Here is a 13,590-nt window from a genome sequence, read left to right on the forward strand (position 1 = left end):
TCGTTGATGTCATCGCTGAGGACGGGGCGAATCTTAAGGGCGTATCGAAAGCCTGTCAAACTTATTTTTGAAATTTTTCAAAATTTTTTGTCGGCATAACAACCACTTACCGCCCTCCCCCCGGAAATTCGGGGGAAAACGCCGGAGGACAGGAACAAAAGATCCCGGCCTCCGACGGCTACCGCAGAGTCAGACGTGCTCAGGCGATGGCGCCCAACAGCTTTTCCCACTCTTTGTTTTCTTTCTTCGACACACCGCCCAGCAGGTCGATGGCCTGGCGCAGACGGAATCGGGTCAGGTCCGGACCGAGGATTTCCATCGCATCGAGCACCGACACCGAACTCGCCTGGCCGGTGATCGCGGCAAACATCAGCGGCATGGCATCACGCAGCTTCAACTCCAGGGATTCGACCACGGCCTGGATCGTCGCAGTGATGCTGTCCTTCTCCCACTGACGCAGGCTTTCGAGCTTCCACAGGATCAACTGCATCAACTGACGGACCTGATCACCCGACAGTTTCTTGGATTCGAACAGCTTGGCGTCCGGATTCACGCCACCGGCAAAGAAGAACCCGGCCAGCGGTGCCACCTGGCTGAAGGTTTCGACCCGGCCCTGCACGTGCGGTGCGATCTTCATCATGTATTCGGAATTGAACGCCCACTTCTGCACGCGCGCGGCGAACTCTTCCACCGGCAGGTCACGCAGCCACTGGCCATTCAGCCAGGACAGCTTCTCGATGTCGAAGATCGGCCCGCCGAGGGACACGCGCTTCAGGTCGAAGTGGTCGACCATTTCCTGCAACGAGAATTTCTCGCGCTCGTCCGGCATCGACCAGCCCATACGGCCCAGGTAATTGAGCATCGCTTCCGGCATGAAGCCCATGCGCTCGTAGAACGTCACCGAGGTCGGGTTCTTGCGTTTGGACAGCTTGCTCTTGTCCGGGTTACGCAGCAGCGGCATGTAGCACAGCTCCGGTTGTTCCCAGCCGAAGTACTCGTAAAGCAGGATCAGCTTCGGTGCCGATGGCAGCCACTCTTCGCCGCGCAATACATGGGTGATGCCCATCAGGTGATCGTCGACCACGTTGGCCAGGAAGTACGTCGGCAGGCCGTCGGTCTTCATCAGGACTTGCATGTCCATGCGGTCCCACGGGATCTCGACGTCGCCACGCAGCATGTCCGGCACCACGCAGACGCCTTCGCTCGGCACCTTCATGCGGATCACATGGGGTTCGCCAGCGGCCAGGCGACGGGCGACTTCTTCCTTGGACAGCAGCAGCGCGCGGCCGTCGTAACGCGGGGTTTCACCGCGAGCAATTTGCTCGGCGCGCATCTGGTCCAGCTCTTCGGCGGTGCAGAAGCACGGGAAGGCATGCCCCATGTCGACCAGTTGCTGGCAATACTTCTGATAGATATCGCCGCGCTCGCTTTGCCGATACGGACCGTGCGGGCCGCCGACGTCCGGGCCTTCGCTCCAGTCGATCCCCAGCCAGCGCAAGGCGTCGAAAATCTGCTGCTCGGACTCACGGGTCGAACGCAATTGGTCGGTGTCTTCGATCCGCAGGATGAACTCACCGCCGTGCTGCTTGGCAAAGCAGTAGTTGAACAAGGCGATGTAGGCGGTACCTACGTGGGGATCCCCGGTAGGCGATGGCGCGATGCGAGTGCGGACGGTGGTCATGGCATGTCTCGAAAAGAAAAAAAAGCGAAGTTCAAACTAGGCGCGAATGGTAACAGGCGACACCCGCCCGGCTCCAGCGAACAGGGCATTTAAGCCAAGGTTGCGTCTGTAACGCCCCTATGACGCGGTGAATGGCCGAATATCCGCCCATGGCATTTACCACTTATCGGCTGTATGCCAGATTTGCCTGCTGATAACTTCCCTTACAATTTCTCGACTACAGTTTGCCTCATGCCTGCCCAACTCAAGCGTCGCCTCTTTACATTCCTGCTGATGGTCCTGTTGATTGCCGGGGGCCTGTTTGCCCAGTGGTTCTTCAAGGGGCGCTTTTATGAAAGCACCGACAACGCTTATGTCCAGGGCGAGATCACCCGTGTGTCGAGCCAGTTGGGCGCGCGCATCGATCAGGTGCTGGTGCAGGACAACCAGCATGTCGAGAAAGGCCAGTTGCTGATCAAACTCGAAGGCGACGACTTCCGCCTCGCTGTCGACCGCGCCAATGCCGCCCTGGCCACCCGCCAGGCCGAACGCCTGCAAGCCCAGAGTAAGCTGACCCAGCAGGCCAGTCTGATTGCCGCCAGCGAAGCACAAGTCGCGTCCAGCCAGGCCAGCCTGGGCCGCTCGCAGATCGACCTGACCCGCGCCGAGACCTTGCGCAAACCCGGTTATGTCTCGGAAGAGCGGGTGACCACCCTCTCCGCCGAATCCCACATTGCCCGCTCGCAAGTGGCCAAGGCCCAGGCCGATGCGCAAAGTCAGCGCCAGCAAGTCAACGCACTGACCGCCGAGATCAAACGCCTCGACGCGCAGATCGCCAACGCAAAAACCGACCTGGCCCAGGCCGAACTGAACCTGACCCGCAGCGAAGTCCACGCCCCCATCAGCGGCCTGATCGGCCAGCGTGCCGCCCGCGAAGGCCAATACGTGCAGGCCGGCGCTTACCTGCTGTCGATCGTGCCGGACGAAGACATCTGGATTCAGGCCAACTTCAAGGAAACCCAGATCGGCCACATGCAGCCCGGCCAGAAAGCCGAACTGACCTTCGACGCCTACAGCGACACGCCGATCGAAGCCCGCGTCGACAGCCTGTTCGCCGCCTCGGGCGCGCAGTTCAGCCTGTTGCCGCCAGACAATGCCACGGGCAACTTCACCAAAGTCGTGCAACGGATTCCGGTAAAACTGACCTTCGCCGCGGACAATCCGCTGCGTGGCAAGATCCGTCCGGGCATGTCGGTGACCGCCAAGGTGAACATCAAGGACGCCCCTGCAGACGTCACCCCCAAAGTGAGCAGCAAAGACGCCGCCGACGATGGCCGGTGATCAACTGATCCGCCCGGTCGGCGAGCCGACCCGGCGGGACTGGATTGCGGTGATGAGCGTGATGCTCGGTGCCTTCATGGCGGTGCTGGACATCCAGATCACCAATTCCTCGCTCAAGGATATCCAGGGCGCGCTGTCGGCGACCCTGGAGGAAGGCTCGTGGATTTCCACCTCCTACCTGGTGGCGGAGATCATCATGATCCCGCTCACCGCCTGGCTCGTGCAGTTGCTGTCGGCGCGACGCCTGGCGGTGTGGGTGTCCCTCGGGTTTCTCGCGGCCTCCCTGCTCTGCTCCATGGCCTGGAGCCTGGAGAGCATGATCGTGTTCCGCGCCCTGCAGGGGTTTACCGGCGGCGCGCTGATTCCGCTGGCGTTCACCCTGACCCTGATCAAGCTCCCGGAACACCACCGCGCCAAAGGCATGGCCATGTTTGCCATGACGGCCACGTTCGCGCCCTCCATCGGCCCGACCCTCGGCGGCTGGCTGACGGAGAACTGGGGCTGGGAATACATCTTCTACATCAACATCCCGCCCGGCCTGATCATGATCGCCGGCCTGATGTACGGCCTGGAGAAGAAAGAAGCGCACTGGGAATTGCTGAAAAGCACCGACTACGCCGGGATTCTCACCCTCGGCGTCGGGCTCGGTTGTCTGCAGGTATTCCTGGAGGAAGGCCATCGCAAGGACTGGCTGGAGTCCAGCCTGATCGTGACCCTGGGCAGCATCGCGCTGGTCAGCCTGATCACCTTTGTCATCGTGCAGTTTTCCAAACCCAATCCGTTGATCAACCTCGGCATCCTCGGCAACCGCAACTTCGGCTTGTCCAGCATTTCCAGCGTCGGCATGGGGGTCGGGTTGTACGGCTCGATCTACCTGCTGCCGCTGTACCTGGCGCAGATCCAGAACTACAACGCCCTGCAGATCGGTGAAGTGATCATGTGGATGGGGGTGCCGCAGCTGTTTCTGATCCCGCTGGTGCCCAAACTGATGAAGTTCGTCTCGCCGAAATGGCTGTGCACATTGGGCTTCGGACTATTCGGGTTGGCGAGCTTCTCTTCGGGCGTGCTGAACCCGGACTTTGCCGGGCCGCAGTTCAATCAGATCCAGATCATCCGCGCCCTGGGCCAGCCGCTGATCATGGTCACCATCTCGCTGATCGCGACGTCCTACATCCTGCCCCAGGATGCAGGGTCGGCCTCGAGCCTGTTCAACATCCTGCGCAACCTCGGCGGGGCCATCGGCATCGCCCTGCTCGCCACGCTGCTGGATGCGCGGACCAAGGTTTATTTTGATTACCTGCGTGAGTCCATCGTGCCGAGCAATCCGCAGGTGGCCGAGCGCATTGCCTCGCTGACCGACCGGTTAGGCAGTGAAACGGCGGCATTGGGCAAACTCAGCGAGATCGCGCATCAACAGGCGTCGATCATGGCCTACAACGATGCGTTTCATTTTGTCGGGATCGCGCTGGGGATCAGCATGCTGGCGGTGTTGCTGACCCGGAAATTGCCGGCGGGGTTGAAGGCTGGGGAAGCACACTAATTGATACTTGCAGTGCCCTGACCGACCTCATCGCGAGCAAGCTCGCTCCCACATTGGACCGCGTTCGCTGGGCCAACCCGATCAACTGTGGGAGCGAGCTTGCTCGCGATGGCGGCCTGACAGGCACTGCAAATCTCAAACAGTGATCAACCGCTCGCGCAACTTGCCAATCTCATCGCGCATCTGCGCCGCAGCTTCAAACTCCAGATCACGCGCCAACGCATACATCTTCTCTTCCAGGGCCTTGATGCGCTTGGCGATCTCGCCCGGGGAGCGCAATTCGGCTTCGTACCTGGCGTTTTCCTCGGCGGCCTTGGCCATGCCTTTGCGCTTCTTACTGCGCGAACCGGGCACTGTGGCGCCTTCCATGATGTCGGCGACGTCCTTGAACACGCCTTTGGGCGTGATGCCATTGGCCAGGTTAAAGGCAATCTGCTTGTCGCGACGACGCTCGGTTTCGCCGATCGCCCGCTCCATGGAGCCCGTGATGCGGTCGGCATACAGAATCGCCCGGCCATTGAGGTTACGCGCCGCACGGCCGATGGTCTGGATCAGCGAGCGCTCGGAACGCAGGAAGCCTTCCTTGTCGGCATCGAGGATCGCCACCAGCGATACTTCCGGCATGTCCAGGCCTTCGCGCAACAGGTTGATGCCCACCAGCACATCGAAGGTGCCCAGGCGCAAGTCGCGGATGATTTCGACCCGCTCCACGGTGTCGATGTCCGAGTGCAGGTAGCGCACGCGCACGCCGTGGTCGGCCAGATAGTCGGTCAAGTCTTCGGCCATGCGCTTGGTCAGCGTCGTGACCAGCACCCGCTCTTCCAGAGCGACACGCTTGGTGATTTCCGACAGCAAGTCGTCGACCTGGGTCAGTGCCGGGCGGATCTCGATTTGCGGATCTACCAGCCCGGTTGGGCGCACCACCATGTCAATCACGCGCCCGGCGTGCTCGGCTTCATAGTTGCCCGGCGTCGCCGAGACGAAAATCGTCTGCGGGCTGATGCTTTCCCATTCATCGAAACGCATCGGCCGGTTGTCCAGGGCCGAGGGCAGGCGGAAACCGTATTCGACCAGGGTTTCCTTGCGCGAGCGGTCGCCCTTGTACATGGCCCCCACCTGCGGAACGCTGACGTGGGATTCGTCGATCACCAGCAAGGCATCGGCCGGCAGGTAATCGTAAAGGGTTGGTGGCGCCGCGCCAGCTTCGCGACCGGACAGATAGCGCGAGTAGTTTTCGATGCCGTTGCAGTAACCCAGTTCGAGGATCATTTCCAGATCGAAACGGGTGCGCTGCTCCAGGCGCTGGGCTTCCACCAGTTTGTTGTTGGAGCGCAGGTATTCCAGGCGTTCCTGCAACTCGACCTTGATGCCTTCGACCGCGCCCATCAGGGTTTCCCGGGGCGTGACGTAGTGGCTCTTCGGGTAGAAAGTGAAGCGCGGCAGCTTGCGGATCACTTCGCCGGTCAATGGATCGAAGGCCGACAGGCTTTCCACTTCATCGTCGAAGAGTTCGATGCGGATCGCTTCGAAATCCGATTCCGCCGGGTGGATATCGATCACGTCGCCGCGCACACGGAAGGTCGCGCGGGCGAATTCCATGTCGTTGCGGGTGTATTGCAGGTCGGCCAGGCGCCGCAGCAACTCACGCTGGTCGAGCTTGTCGCCGCGATCCACGTGCAACACCATCTTCAAATAGGTTTCCGGGCTGCCCAGGCCGTAGATGCACGACACCGTGGTGACGATGATCGCGTCCTTGCGCTCGAGCAATGCCTTGGTCGCCGACAGCCGCATCTGCTCGATGTGGTCGTTGATCGAAGCATCTTTCTCGATGAAGGTGTCCGAGGACGGCACGTAGGCTTCGGGTTGGTAGTAGTCGTAGTAGGAAACGAAATACTCCACCGCGTTGTTCGGGAAAAACGCCTTGAACTCGCCGTACAACTGCGCCGCCAGGGTCTTGTTCGGCGCCAGCACCAGCGTCGGGCGCTGCACCTGGGCGATCACGTTGGCGATGCTGAAGGTCTTGCCCGAGCCGGTCACACCGAGCAGCGTCTGGTGCGCCAGCCCGGCCTTGATGCCCTCGACCATCAGGCGGATGGCTTCCGGCTGGTCGCCGGCGGGCTCGAAACGGGTGACTAGCTGGAATTCGGACATGAAATACCTCTGGTTCACTCTTGCCGGTCAAACCGGCACGAACGAGAAAGACCGCAAACGACCGATGTCGCCCGAGGAAAAAACTGGATTGTGCTCAATGTGGAGCCGATTGCCAGCGCTTTCAAGGCAAACGCCCTGCATCACGCAAAACCTTTGCCGACACCATTCGACTGACGGTCGATAAATAATCGGAAAAACTTGCCTTAAAAGGTCAATCGCCTGTCGCCAGCCATCGCCGATGGCCTCTATACTAGCTCCCCGTTTGTGCACCGCTCTAGTGCATTCGGCTGGAGCGCGACACGTCCCTCCACTCTCCATTCAGAGCCGCCGCAATAATGAGCCTGTTCTCCGCTGTCGAAATGGCACCACGCGATCCAATCCTGGGCCTCAACGAAGCATTCAACGCCGATACCCGTACCAACAAGGTCAACCTGGGGGTCGGTGTTTACTGCAACGAGGAGGGGCGAATTCCACTCCTGCGCGCCGTTGTCGAAGCCGAAACGATTCGCGCCGCTCAACACGTTTCCCGCGGCTACCTGCCAATCGACGGCATCGCCGCCTACGACCAGGCTGTGCAAAAGCTGCTGTTCGGCAATGATTCGCCACTGCTCGCCGCTGGCCGCGTCATCACCACCCAGGCCGTTGGCGGTACTGGCGCTCTGAAAATCGGTGCCGATTTCCTCAAGCAACTGCTGCCGAACGCCGTCGTGGCGATCAGCGACCCGAGCTGGGAAAACCACCGCGCCCTGTTCGAAACCGCCGGTTTCCCGGTGCAGAACTACCGCTACTACGACGCCGCGACCCACGACGTGAACCGTACCGGCATGCTGGAAGACCTGAACGCGCTGCCAAACGGCTCGATCATTGTGCTGCACGCCTGCTGCCACAACCCGACCGGCGTGGACCTGAGCCCGGCCGACTGGAAAAACGTCCTGGAAGTCGTCAAAGCCAAAGGCCACGTGCCGTTCCTCGACATGGCGTATCAAGGTTTCGGCGATGGCATCGACGAAGACGCCGCTGCCGTGCGCCTGTTCGCCGAGTCGGGCCTGACTTTCTTCGCTTCCAGCTCGTTCTCCAAGTCGTTCTCGCTGTATGGCGAGCGCGTCGGTGCCCTGTCGATCGTCAGCGAATCGAAAGAAGAAAGCGCGCGCGTGCTGTCGCAGGTCAAACGCGTAATCCGTACCAACTACTCCAACCCGCCGACCCACGGTGCCAGCGTTGTCGCTGCCGTGTTGAACAGCCCGGAACTGCGCGCTCAGTGGGAAGCCGAACTCGCCGAAATGCGCCTGCGCATTCGTGGCATGCGCACCCAGATGGTCGACCTGCTGGCCAAAAAAGCGCCTCAGCGCGATTTCAGCTTCGTCGGTCGTCAGTGCGGCATGTTCTCCTACTCCGGCTTGAGCGTTGAGCAAGTTCATCGCCTGCGCAACGAGTTCGGCATCTACGCCCTGGACACAGGCCGCATTTGTGTGGCTGCGCTGAACCAGAGCAACATCGAGGTGGTGACGGACGCGATTGTCCAGGTCATCTGATTCAGCCTTGAAATGAAAAACGGGAAGCCTGTGGCTTCCCGTTTTTTATGGACCATCGATATTCCCCTAGACTGAGTCAGATCAACGTGTGGGAGCGGGCTTGCTCGCGAAAGGGCCAGCAGCTCCAACACCGATGTCTCAGTCAGATCGCATTCGCGAGCAAGCCCGCTCCCACAGGTTTGCGTACACCTGAATGACCTACGAGATCCCACATGAAAAACGATGACCTGCGCGCCGACCGCGATGACCTGGATGACCTGGATCGCTTCACCCCCCGCGCTCCGGCCAAACGCGGCAACAACCTGGTAATGCAAGTCGCTGCCGGTGTATTCCTCGGCGGCCTGGCCCTGTGGCTGGTGCAACTGGGCGCCACGATGCTGTATGCCAAACTGATGCTTGGCACCATTACCTTCGGCGGTTAAGCCAGTTCGGACGCACGCTGGCTGGCAGCGTCGTCGTAGGCGACATACAGCGACTCGGCGATCTGACTCTTGATCGCCTTGGTACTTTCCAGCCCCAGGACGAAACCTTCGGCCTTGCCACCCGCGCGGTTCAATGCTTCAGCGGTGCCGGCCTGAGTGATGGCGTCGAACAACTTTTCGGCATGGGGGCCGACACCCTTGGGCAGGCTGATCTGAGAGATGCTCATGGGTGCACCCCGTGGTGTCGAGGTGGGAGGATCAGATGATTCATGGCGCGTACCTTTTCGGCGAATGGCCGGCAGCGCGTGTCACCACTTCCGGGCGGCCATGGTAGACCTCTGGGGCGATCCTGGTAACCGTCAATCGCCGCTAAACCACCGCCCGTCCCGATAGTTCGCTGCAATTGTTATTCGATGCTTGACTTCTCTTTTTGAATCAGTAAGATACGCGCCATTCCGCGATAGCTCAGTTGGTAGAGCAAGTGACTGTTAATCACTGGGTCCCTGGTTCGAGTCCAGGTCGTGGAGCCAGACAGCAATACCGAAAAGCCCCTGAATCGAAAGATTCAGGGGCTTTTTTGTGGCCGATGTAAATATCAAAAGATCGCAGCCTGCGGCAGCTCCTACACAGGCTGCGATCTTTTGATCCATAAAAAAAGCCGATCTGTCCATTCAACAGATCGGCCCTTTTTTTCAGTCGCCGCGAACGTCAGACATGCTCACTGCTTTTGACGTGCACCGCCCGCGGTTCTGCCCCGCCGTGTTCCGATTCCAGCACCGGAATCTCCTTGCCGTCGCAATCGTGCAGCTTACCGTCGCTGAAGTAGTCCCCTTCGCGCAACGCCGCCAGATCCTGATAACGCAGCACCCGCTCGGTACCGGCCGCAAACACCGATTGCTGGTCGGAGTTACCGGCAGTGAGGTGGTTGAAGGTCAGGTTCAACACGATGGCCATGATCGCCGACGAACTGATGCCCGAATGGAAAATGGTCGCGAACCAGCTTGGGAAGTGATCGTAGAAGCTCGGCGCCGCGATCGGGATCATGCCGAAGCCGATCGAGGTGGCGACGATGATCAGGTTGACGTTGTTGCGGTAGTCGACCTTGGACAAGGTCCGGATGCCGCTGGCCGCGACGGTGCCGAACAGCACGATGCCGGCACCACCCAGTACCGAGGTCGGCACGGCGGCGATGACCCGGCCCATGAAGGGCAGCAGGCCGAGGAGCACCAGGAACAGACCGCCAGTGGCCACCACGTAGCGGCTCTTGATGCCGGTGACCGCCACCAGCCCGACGTTCTGGGCAAAGGCGCTCTGGGTGAAGGATCCGAAGATCGGCGCGAACATGCTCGACAGCATGTCGGCGCGCAGGCCGTTGCCCAGGCGCTTGGAGTCAACCTTGGTGCCGATGATCTCACCGACGGCCAGGATGTCGGCCGAGGTCTCCACCAGCGTCACCATCACCACGATGCACATCGACAGGATCGCAGCGAAGTGGAAGGTCGGCATGCCGAAGTGGAACGGCGTCGGGAAGCCGAACATCGGGCCCTGGGTCACGGACGAGAAATCCGCCATGCCGAGGAACACCGCGATCACTGTACCGACGACCATGGCCAGCAGGATCGACAGGCGGGAGATGGTCGCACTGCCGATTTTGCTCAGCAGCAGCACCAGCACCAGCGTCACCGCCGCCAGACCGATATTCGCCATGCTGCCGAAATCCGGTGCGTGGCTGTTGCCGCCCATGGCCCAGCGCGCGGCTACCGGCATCAGCGTCAGGCCGATGGTGGTAATCACGATGCCGGTCACCAGCGGCGGGAAGAACTTGGTGATACGCGAGAACACCGGGGTTATCAGCAATCCGATCAGGGACGCCGCTATCACCGCCCCCAACACCGACTGGAACCCGCCCTCCCCGCCACTGCTGACAATCGCCACCATGGTCGCAACGCCGGAGAAGGATACGCCCTGCACCAGCGGCAACTGACAACCAAAAAACGGTAGACCCAGGGTTTGCAGCAGCGTTGCCAGCCCCCCTGCAAACAATGAAGCAGCAATCAACAAACCGATGTCCGCTGGCGAGAGCCCGGCCGCCTGGCCGATGATCAATGGCACAGCGACGATACCGCCATACATGGTCAGAACATGTTGCAGGCCATAAGCCATATTCGCGCCGATCCCTAGGTTTTCGTCCTCGGGCCGTTGGTGTGAAACATGGGGCGTTTTCATGGTAGGGGGTTCCCTGGTTTTTGTTATGCGCACACTGTATGCAAGACATAGGACAAATGTCTATAGAGTTGTATACAACTTATCAGTCACAAAATGGATACTTGTCCATTCCCGCCTGATAACCACCCTCCTGTCCCCGCCAAAAACCTTGAAATACTTCCCTCGCTGCCTCCCCCCCGGCTGCTGACTAGTCTTTCGAATTCCTGGCGACCATCGGTATGACCCGCCTCTTTTTTATACATATAAAGTATGCATGATGAAGCCATTCGAGATTCAGTTCCACAGGGCAAAGAACGCAGCCAACAAACTCAAGCACCAAGGCATCAGCCTTGCCGAGACTGAAGCGGTATTCCATGACGAACGAGCGCTGACCATCGAGGACAACCACCACGATGAACAACGCTGGATCACCCTGGGGCTGGATGCCAAAGGCCGTTTGCTGGTCGTCGCGTACACTTACCGCGATCCGAATTTCGTTCGAATCATTTCCGCGCGCATCGCCACCAAAAGCGAGCGCCGTCAGTATCTGGAGACATGACCGATGAAAGACGAATACGACTTCAGTGACGCCAGGCGCGGGGCCGTGGCGCCCGCCAAAGGCAAGACCCGCATTACCATCATGCTCGATGACGCCGTCATCGAAGCGGCCCGCGCACTGGCAGAACACGAGGGGTATGGCTACCAGACGGCGATCAACAATACGTTGCGCCGGGCCCTGCTCAACGAAGGCAAGACGGCAAAACTGAAACAATCCCTCACGCCAGCCGAACTCAAGGGCCTGGAGCAAAAACTGGCAGAGGCCTTGCGCGAAATCCAACGGGTGATGGCGCCGGGTGTTCAGCCCTGAAACTCAAAGGGCCGATCAATCCGACCCGCCCTTTGTGATGTCTGCGATCAACCCGCTATTGCGGCGCTGCGATCAATCGCTCCAGCGTCTTCACCAATTGCGCCTGCTCCGGTACGCGGATGCCGAACTCACTGCCCAGCAGCCCAATCAGTTCCTGCACATCCGTCACCTCCCGCCGCTCGCTGTCATGGCCGATCCGGTGAATGGCGAAGCTGCCGTTATTGAGCGTACGGCGCCAGCCCTCCCCGGTGCGCGCCACCATCAACTGCCTGGCGAAAGTCGACTCGGGGTGGGTCGAGACGTACCAGTTGCCCACAGCAAAATCGATACCTTCCTGGCGTTGCAGGTCGAAGATGTACATCGCTCGCCATTCACCAGCTACGTTGGCGCGCAGGGTAAAACCGTCGACGTGCAGGTCGATGCGATACGATTCGTGCGGGGTAAGTTGTTCGGCGCGGGAATCGAGCAGCAGTGGCGCAGTCGGCACCATGCCGCCGAAGCCGACGTCGGTGATGTAGCGTACGTCGTCAATGATGACCAGGCTCAGGCGATGGGTCCGGGCCGTCCAGGCGCCCTCCGGCTGCCCCATCACCACCCGACCGCTGATGGCACGGGCGTCGAAACCCAACTCCTGAAGCAAGGCCAGAAACAGCTTGTTGAGTTCGTAGCAGTAACCGCCACGACCCGCGTGCAAGACCTTCTGCTCGATGGACGGCAGGTCGATCAGCACCGGTTCGCCGGATAACGTGGTGAGGTTTTCAAACGGGAAAACCCCGGTATGACGCAGCTGCAGCTGGCGCAAGGTTTCCAGGGTCGGTGCCGGGGGTACATCGAACCCCAGGCGTTGCAGATACAAAGCACGGTCAGTCAGGCGTGGCTCGCTCATCGTTCAATCCTTTTGCACGCAAGCGGCGGATTGCTCCGCCAGTGGCCGCTATGTATACGGGAACAGGCACGGCCACCGACAATTGATTTAGCCAATCACTCGTCATGAAACACTCAACGCCGCTTGCGCGAGCCCAATTGAATCCAGGTCGGCGCATGGTCGCTGGCGTGGGGTTCATTGCGCACCCAGGCATCTACCCCGGCGTCTTGCAGATACGGACTCAAGGCCGGGTTGAGCAGCAGATGATCAATGCGCAGGCCGGAGTTTTTCTGCCAGTGCTGGCGGAAGTAATCCCAGAACGTGTAGAGCCGATCCTGCGGATGCAGGTGCCGCAATGAATCGGTCCAGCCCTGCTCCAGCAACCGCTGGTAGCACTCGCGACTCTCCGGTTGCAGCAAGGCATCCTTGAGCCATGAGCGCGGGTTATAGATGTCCAGGTCGGTGGGCACCACGTTGTAGTCGCCCGCCAGCACCACCGGATGCTCACTGCCTTGAAGCGCCTGCGCATGACGGATAAGCCGTTCGAACCACGCCAGCTTGTACTCGAATTTCGGCCCCGGCTGCGGGTTGCCGTTGGGTAGATACAGGCACCCCACCAGAACCCCGTGGACCGCGGCCTCCAGATAACGACTGTGCTTGTCGCTGTCATCGCCGGGCAACCCGCGCCGGCTCTCCAGCGGCTGCGCATCCCGCGCCAGGATCGCCACGCCGTTCCATGACGCCTGCCCCTGCCAGATAGCGCCGTAGCCGAGCGCTTCAAGCTCGGCAGCCGGAAATGCGCTGTCCACTGCCTTCAACTCCTGCAAGCAGGCGATGTCCGGTTTTTCCCGTTCAAGCCAGGCCAGCAGGTTGGGCAGCCGGGCGCGCAGGCCATTGACGTTGAACGTGGCGATCCGCAGCTTCTTCACGACCGGACACTCCTGAGGACTAGGTGCCTGAACTGTGACACCTGCCCATTTCGGTGGTTGCATCCGTGGTCCCGGGG

General features: G+C 60.5%; 12 protein-coding genes and 1 tRNA gene. 7 read left to right on the plus strand and 6 right to left on the minus strand.

Annotated features, from left to right (window positions below):
- Positions 1–199 precede the first annotated feature (199 nt).
- Positions 200–1,681 (minus strand): glutamate--tRNA ligase, encoded by a 1,482-nt coding sequence (gene gltX, locus KW841_RS07190; protein WP_218474875.1) that lies wholly within the window; start codon positions 1,679–1,681, stop codon positions 200–202.
- 231 nt (positions 1,682–1,912) lie between these two features.
- On the opposite strand from gltX, the gene KW841_RS07195 reads away from it, so the two are divergent.
- Positions 1,913–3,001, plus strand: coding sequence for an HlyD family secretion protein (locus KW841_RS07195; RefSeq protein WP_218474877.1), 1,089 nt, complete (start codon positions 1,913–1,915; stop codon positions 2,999–3,001).
- A gap of 49 nt (positions 3,002–3,050) precedes the next feature.
- Positions 3,051–4,541 carry an MDR family MFS transporter gene (locus tag KW841_RS07200; RefSeq protein ID WP_172435702.1) on the plus strand — a complete coding sequence of 497 codons (1,491 nt, stop codon included), beginning with the start codon at positions 3,051–3,053 and terminating at the stop codon, positions 4,539–4,541.
- Positions 4,542–4,676: 135 nt separating this feature from the next.
- Here the strand turns inward: KW841_RS07200 and uvrB are convergent, their stop codons facing one another.
- Positions 4,677–6,692: an excinuclease ABC subunit UvrB gene (gene uvrB / locus KW841_RS07205; RefSeq protein WP_218474879.1), complete on the minus strand. Its 2,016-nt coding sequence runs from the start codon at positions 6,690–6,692 to the stop codon at positions 4,677–4,679.
- Positions 6,693–7,027: 335 nt separating this feature from the next.
- Between uvrB and KW841_RS07210 the strand changes: the two genes are divergently transcribed.
- Complete coding sequence (locus KW841_RS07210) at positions 7,028–8,224, plus strand: amino acid aminotransferase (protein ID WP_007978664.1); 1,197 nt, start codon at positions 7,028–7,030, stop codon at positions 8,222–8,224.
- Positions 8,225–8,436: 212 nt separating this feature from the next.
- Positions 8,437–8,646, plus strand: coding sequence for a hypothetical protein (locus KW841_RS07215; RefSeq protein ID WP_116582049.1), 210 nt, complete (start codon positions 8,437–8,439; stop codon positions 8,644–8,646).
- Here the strand turns inward: KW841_RS07215 and KW841_RS07220 are convergent.
- The gene (locus KW841_RS07220) at positions 8,643–8,873 is read right to left on the minus strand and encodes a hypothetical protein (protein WP_116582050.1); all 231 of its coding nucleotides are present in this window, start codon (positions 8,871–8,873) and stop codon (positions 8,643–8,645) included. The two genes, KW841_RS07215 and KW841_RS07220, sit on opposite strands and share 4 nt — an antisense overlap.
- 227 nt (positions 8,874–9,100) lie before the next feature.
- Between KW841_RS07220 and KW841_RS07225 the strand changes: the two genes are divergently transcribed.
- A tRNA-Asn gene (locus tag KW841_RS07225) sits at positions 9,101–9,176 on the plus strand.
- A gap of 178 nt (positions 9,177–9,354) precedes the next feature.
- Here KW841_RS07225 and KW841_RS07230 read toward each other — a convergent pair.
- Positions 9,355–10,872 (minus strand): nucleobase:cation symporter-2 family protein, encoded by a 1,518-nt coding sequence (locus KW841_RS07230; RefSeq protein ID WP_218474882.1) that lies wholly within the window; start codon positions 10,870–10,872, stop codon positions 9,355–9,357.
- A gap of 256 nt (positions 10,873–11,128) precedes the next feature.
- On the opposite strand from KW841_RS07230, the gene KW841_RS07235 reads away from it, so the two are divergent.
- Together KW841_RS07235 and KW841_RS07240 are read left to right on the plus strand one after the other, a co-directional pair.
- A complete protein-coding gene (locus KW841_RS07235) occupies positions 11,129–11,410 on the plus strand; it encodes a BrnT family toxin (RefSeq protein ID WP_007978655.1) in 282 nt (93 codons plus the stop codon).
- Between the two features lie 3 nt (positions 11,411–11,413).
- Entirely contained in the window at positions 11,414–11,719 is a 306-nt protein-coding gene (locus tag KW841_RS07240) for a BrnA antitoxin family protein (RefSeq protein WP_218474884.1), read from the plus strand.
- 55 nt (positions 11,720–11,774) lie between these two features.
- Here KW841_RS07240 and KW841_RS07245 read toward each other — a convergent pair whose 3' ends face one another.
- Complete coding sequence (locus tag KW841_RS07245; protein ID WP_218474886.1) at positions 11,775–12,605, minus strand: arylamine N-acetyltransferase; 831 nt, start codon at positions 12,603–12,605, stop codon at positions 11,775–11,777.
- Positions 12,606–12,718: 113 nt separating this feature from the next.
- Complete coding sequence (locus tag KW841_RS07250) at positions 12,719–13,513, minus strand: exodeoxyribonuclease III (protein WP_218474889.1); 795 nt, start codon at positions 13,511–13,513, stop codon at positions 12,719–12,721.
- Positions 13,514–13,590: the final 77 nt, after the last annotated feature.

Source organism: Pseudomonas sp. PDM28 (genome assembly GCF_019219115.1).
Lineage (GTDB): Bacteria > Pseudomonadota > Gammaproteobacteria > Pseudomonadales > Pseudomonadaceae > Aquipseudomonas > Aquipseudomonas laurylsulfatiphila.

Excerpts from the sequence above, each read along its gene's own strand:
- gltX (WP_218474875.1), bottom strand. The coding sequence starts at position 1,681 with ATGACCACCGTCCGCACTCGCATCGCGCCATCGCCTACCGGGGATCCC.
- KW841_RS07195 (WP_218474877.1), top strand. The coding sequence starts at position 1,913 with ATGCCTGCCCAACTCAAGCGTCGCCTCTTTACATTCCTGCTGATGGTC.
- uvrB (WP_218474879.1), bottom strand. The coding sequence starts at position 6,692 with ATGTCCGAATTCCAGCTAGTCACCCGTTTCGAGCCCGCCGGCGACCAG.
- KW841_RS07210 (WP_007978664.1), top strand. The coding sequence starts at position 7,028 with ATGAGCCTGTTCTCCGCTGTCGAAATGGCACCACGCGATCCAATCCTG.
- KW841_RS07215 (WP_116582049.1), top strand. The coding sequence starts at position 8,437 with ATGAAAAACGATGACCTGCGCGCCGACCGCGATGACCTGGATGACCTG.
- KW841_RS07220 (WP_116582050.1), bottom strand. The coding sequence starts at position 8,873 with ATGAGCATCTCTCAGATCAGCCTGCCCAAGGGTGTCGGCCCCCATGCC.
- KW841_RS07230 (WP_218474882.1), bottom strand. The coding sequence starts at position 10,872 with ATGAAAACGCCCCATGTTTCACACCAACGGCCCGAGGACGAAAACCTA.
- KW841_RS07235 (WP_007978655.1), top strand. The coding sequence starts at position 11,129 with ATGAAGCCATTCGAGATTCAGTTCCACAGGGCAAAGAACGCAGCCAAC.
- KW841_RS07240 (WP_218474884.1), top strand. The coding sequence starts at position 11,414 with ATGAAAGACGAATACGACTTCAGTGACGCCAGGCGCGGGGCCGTGGCG.
- KW841_RS07245 (WP_218474886.1), bottom strand. The coding sequence starts at position 12,605 with ATGAGCGAGCCACGCCTGACTGACCGTGCTTTGTATCTGCAACGCCTG.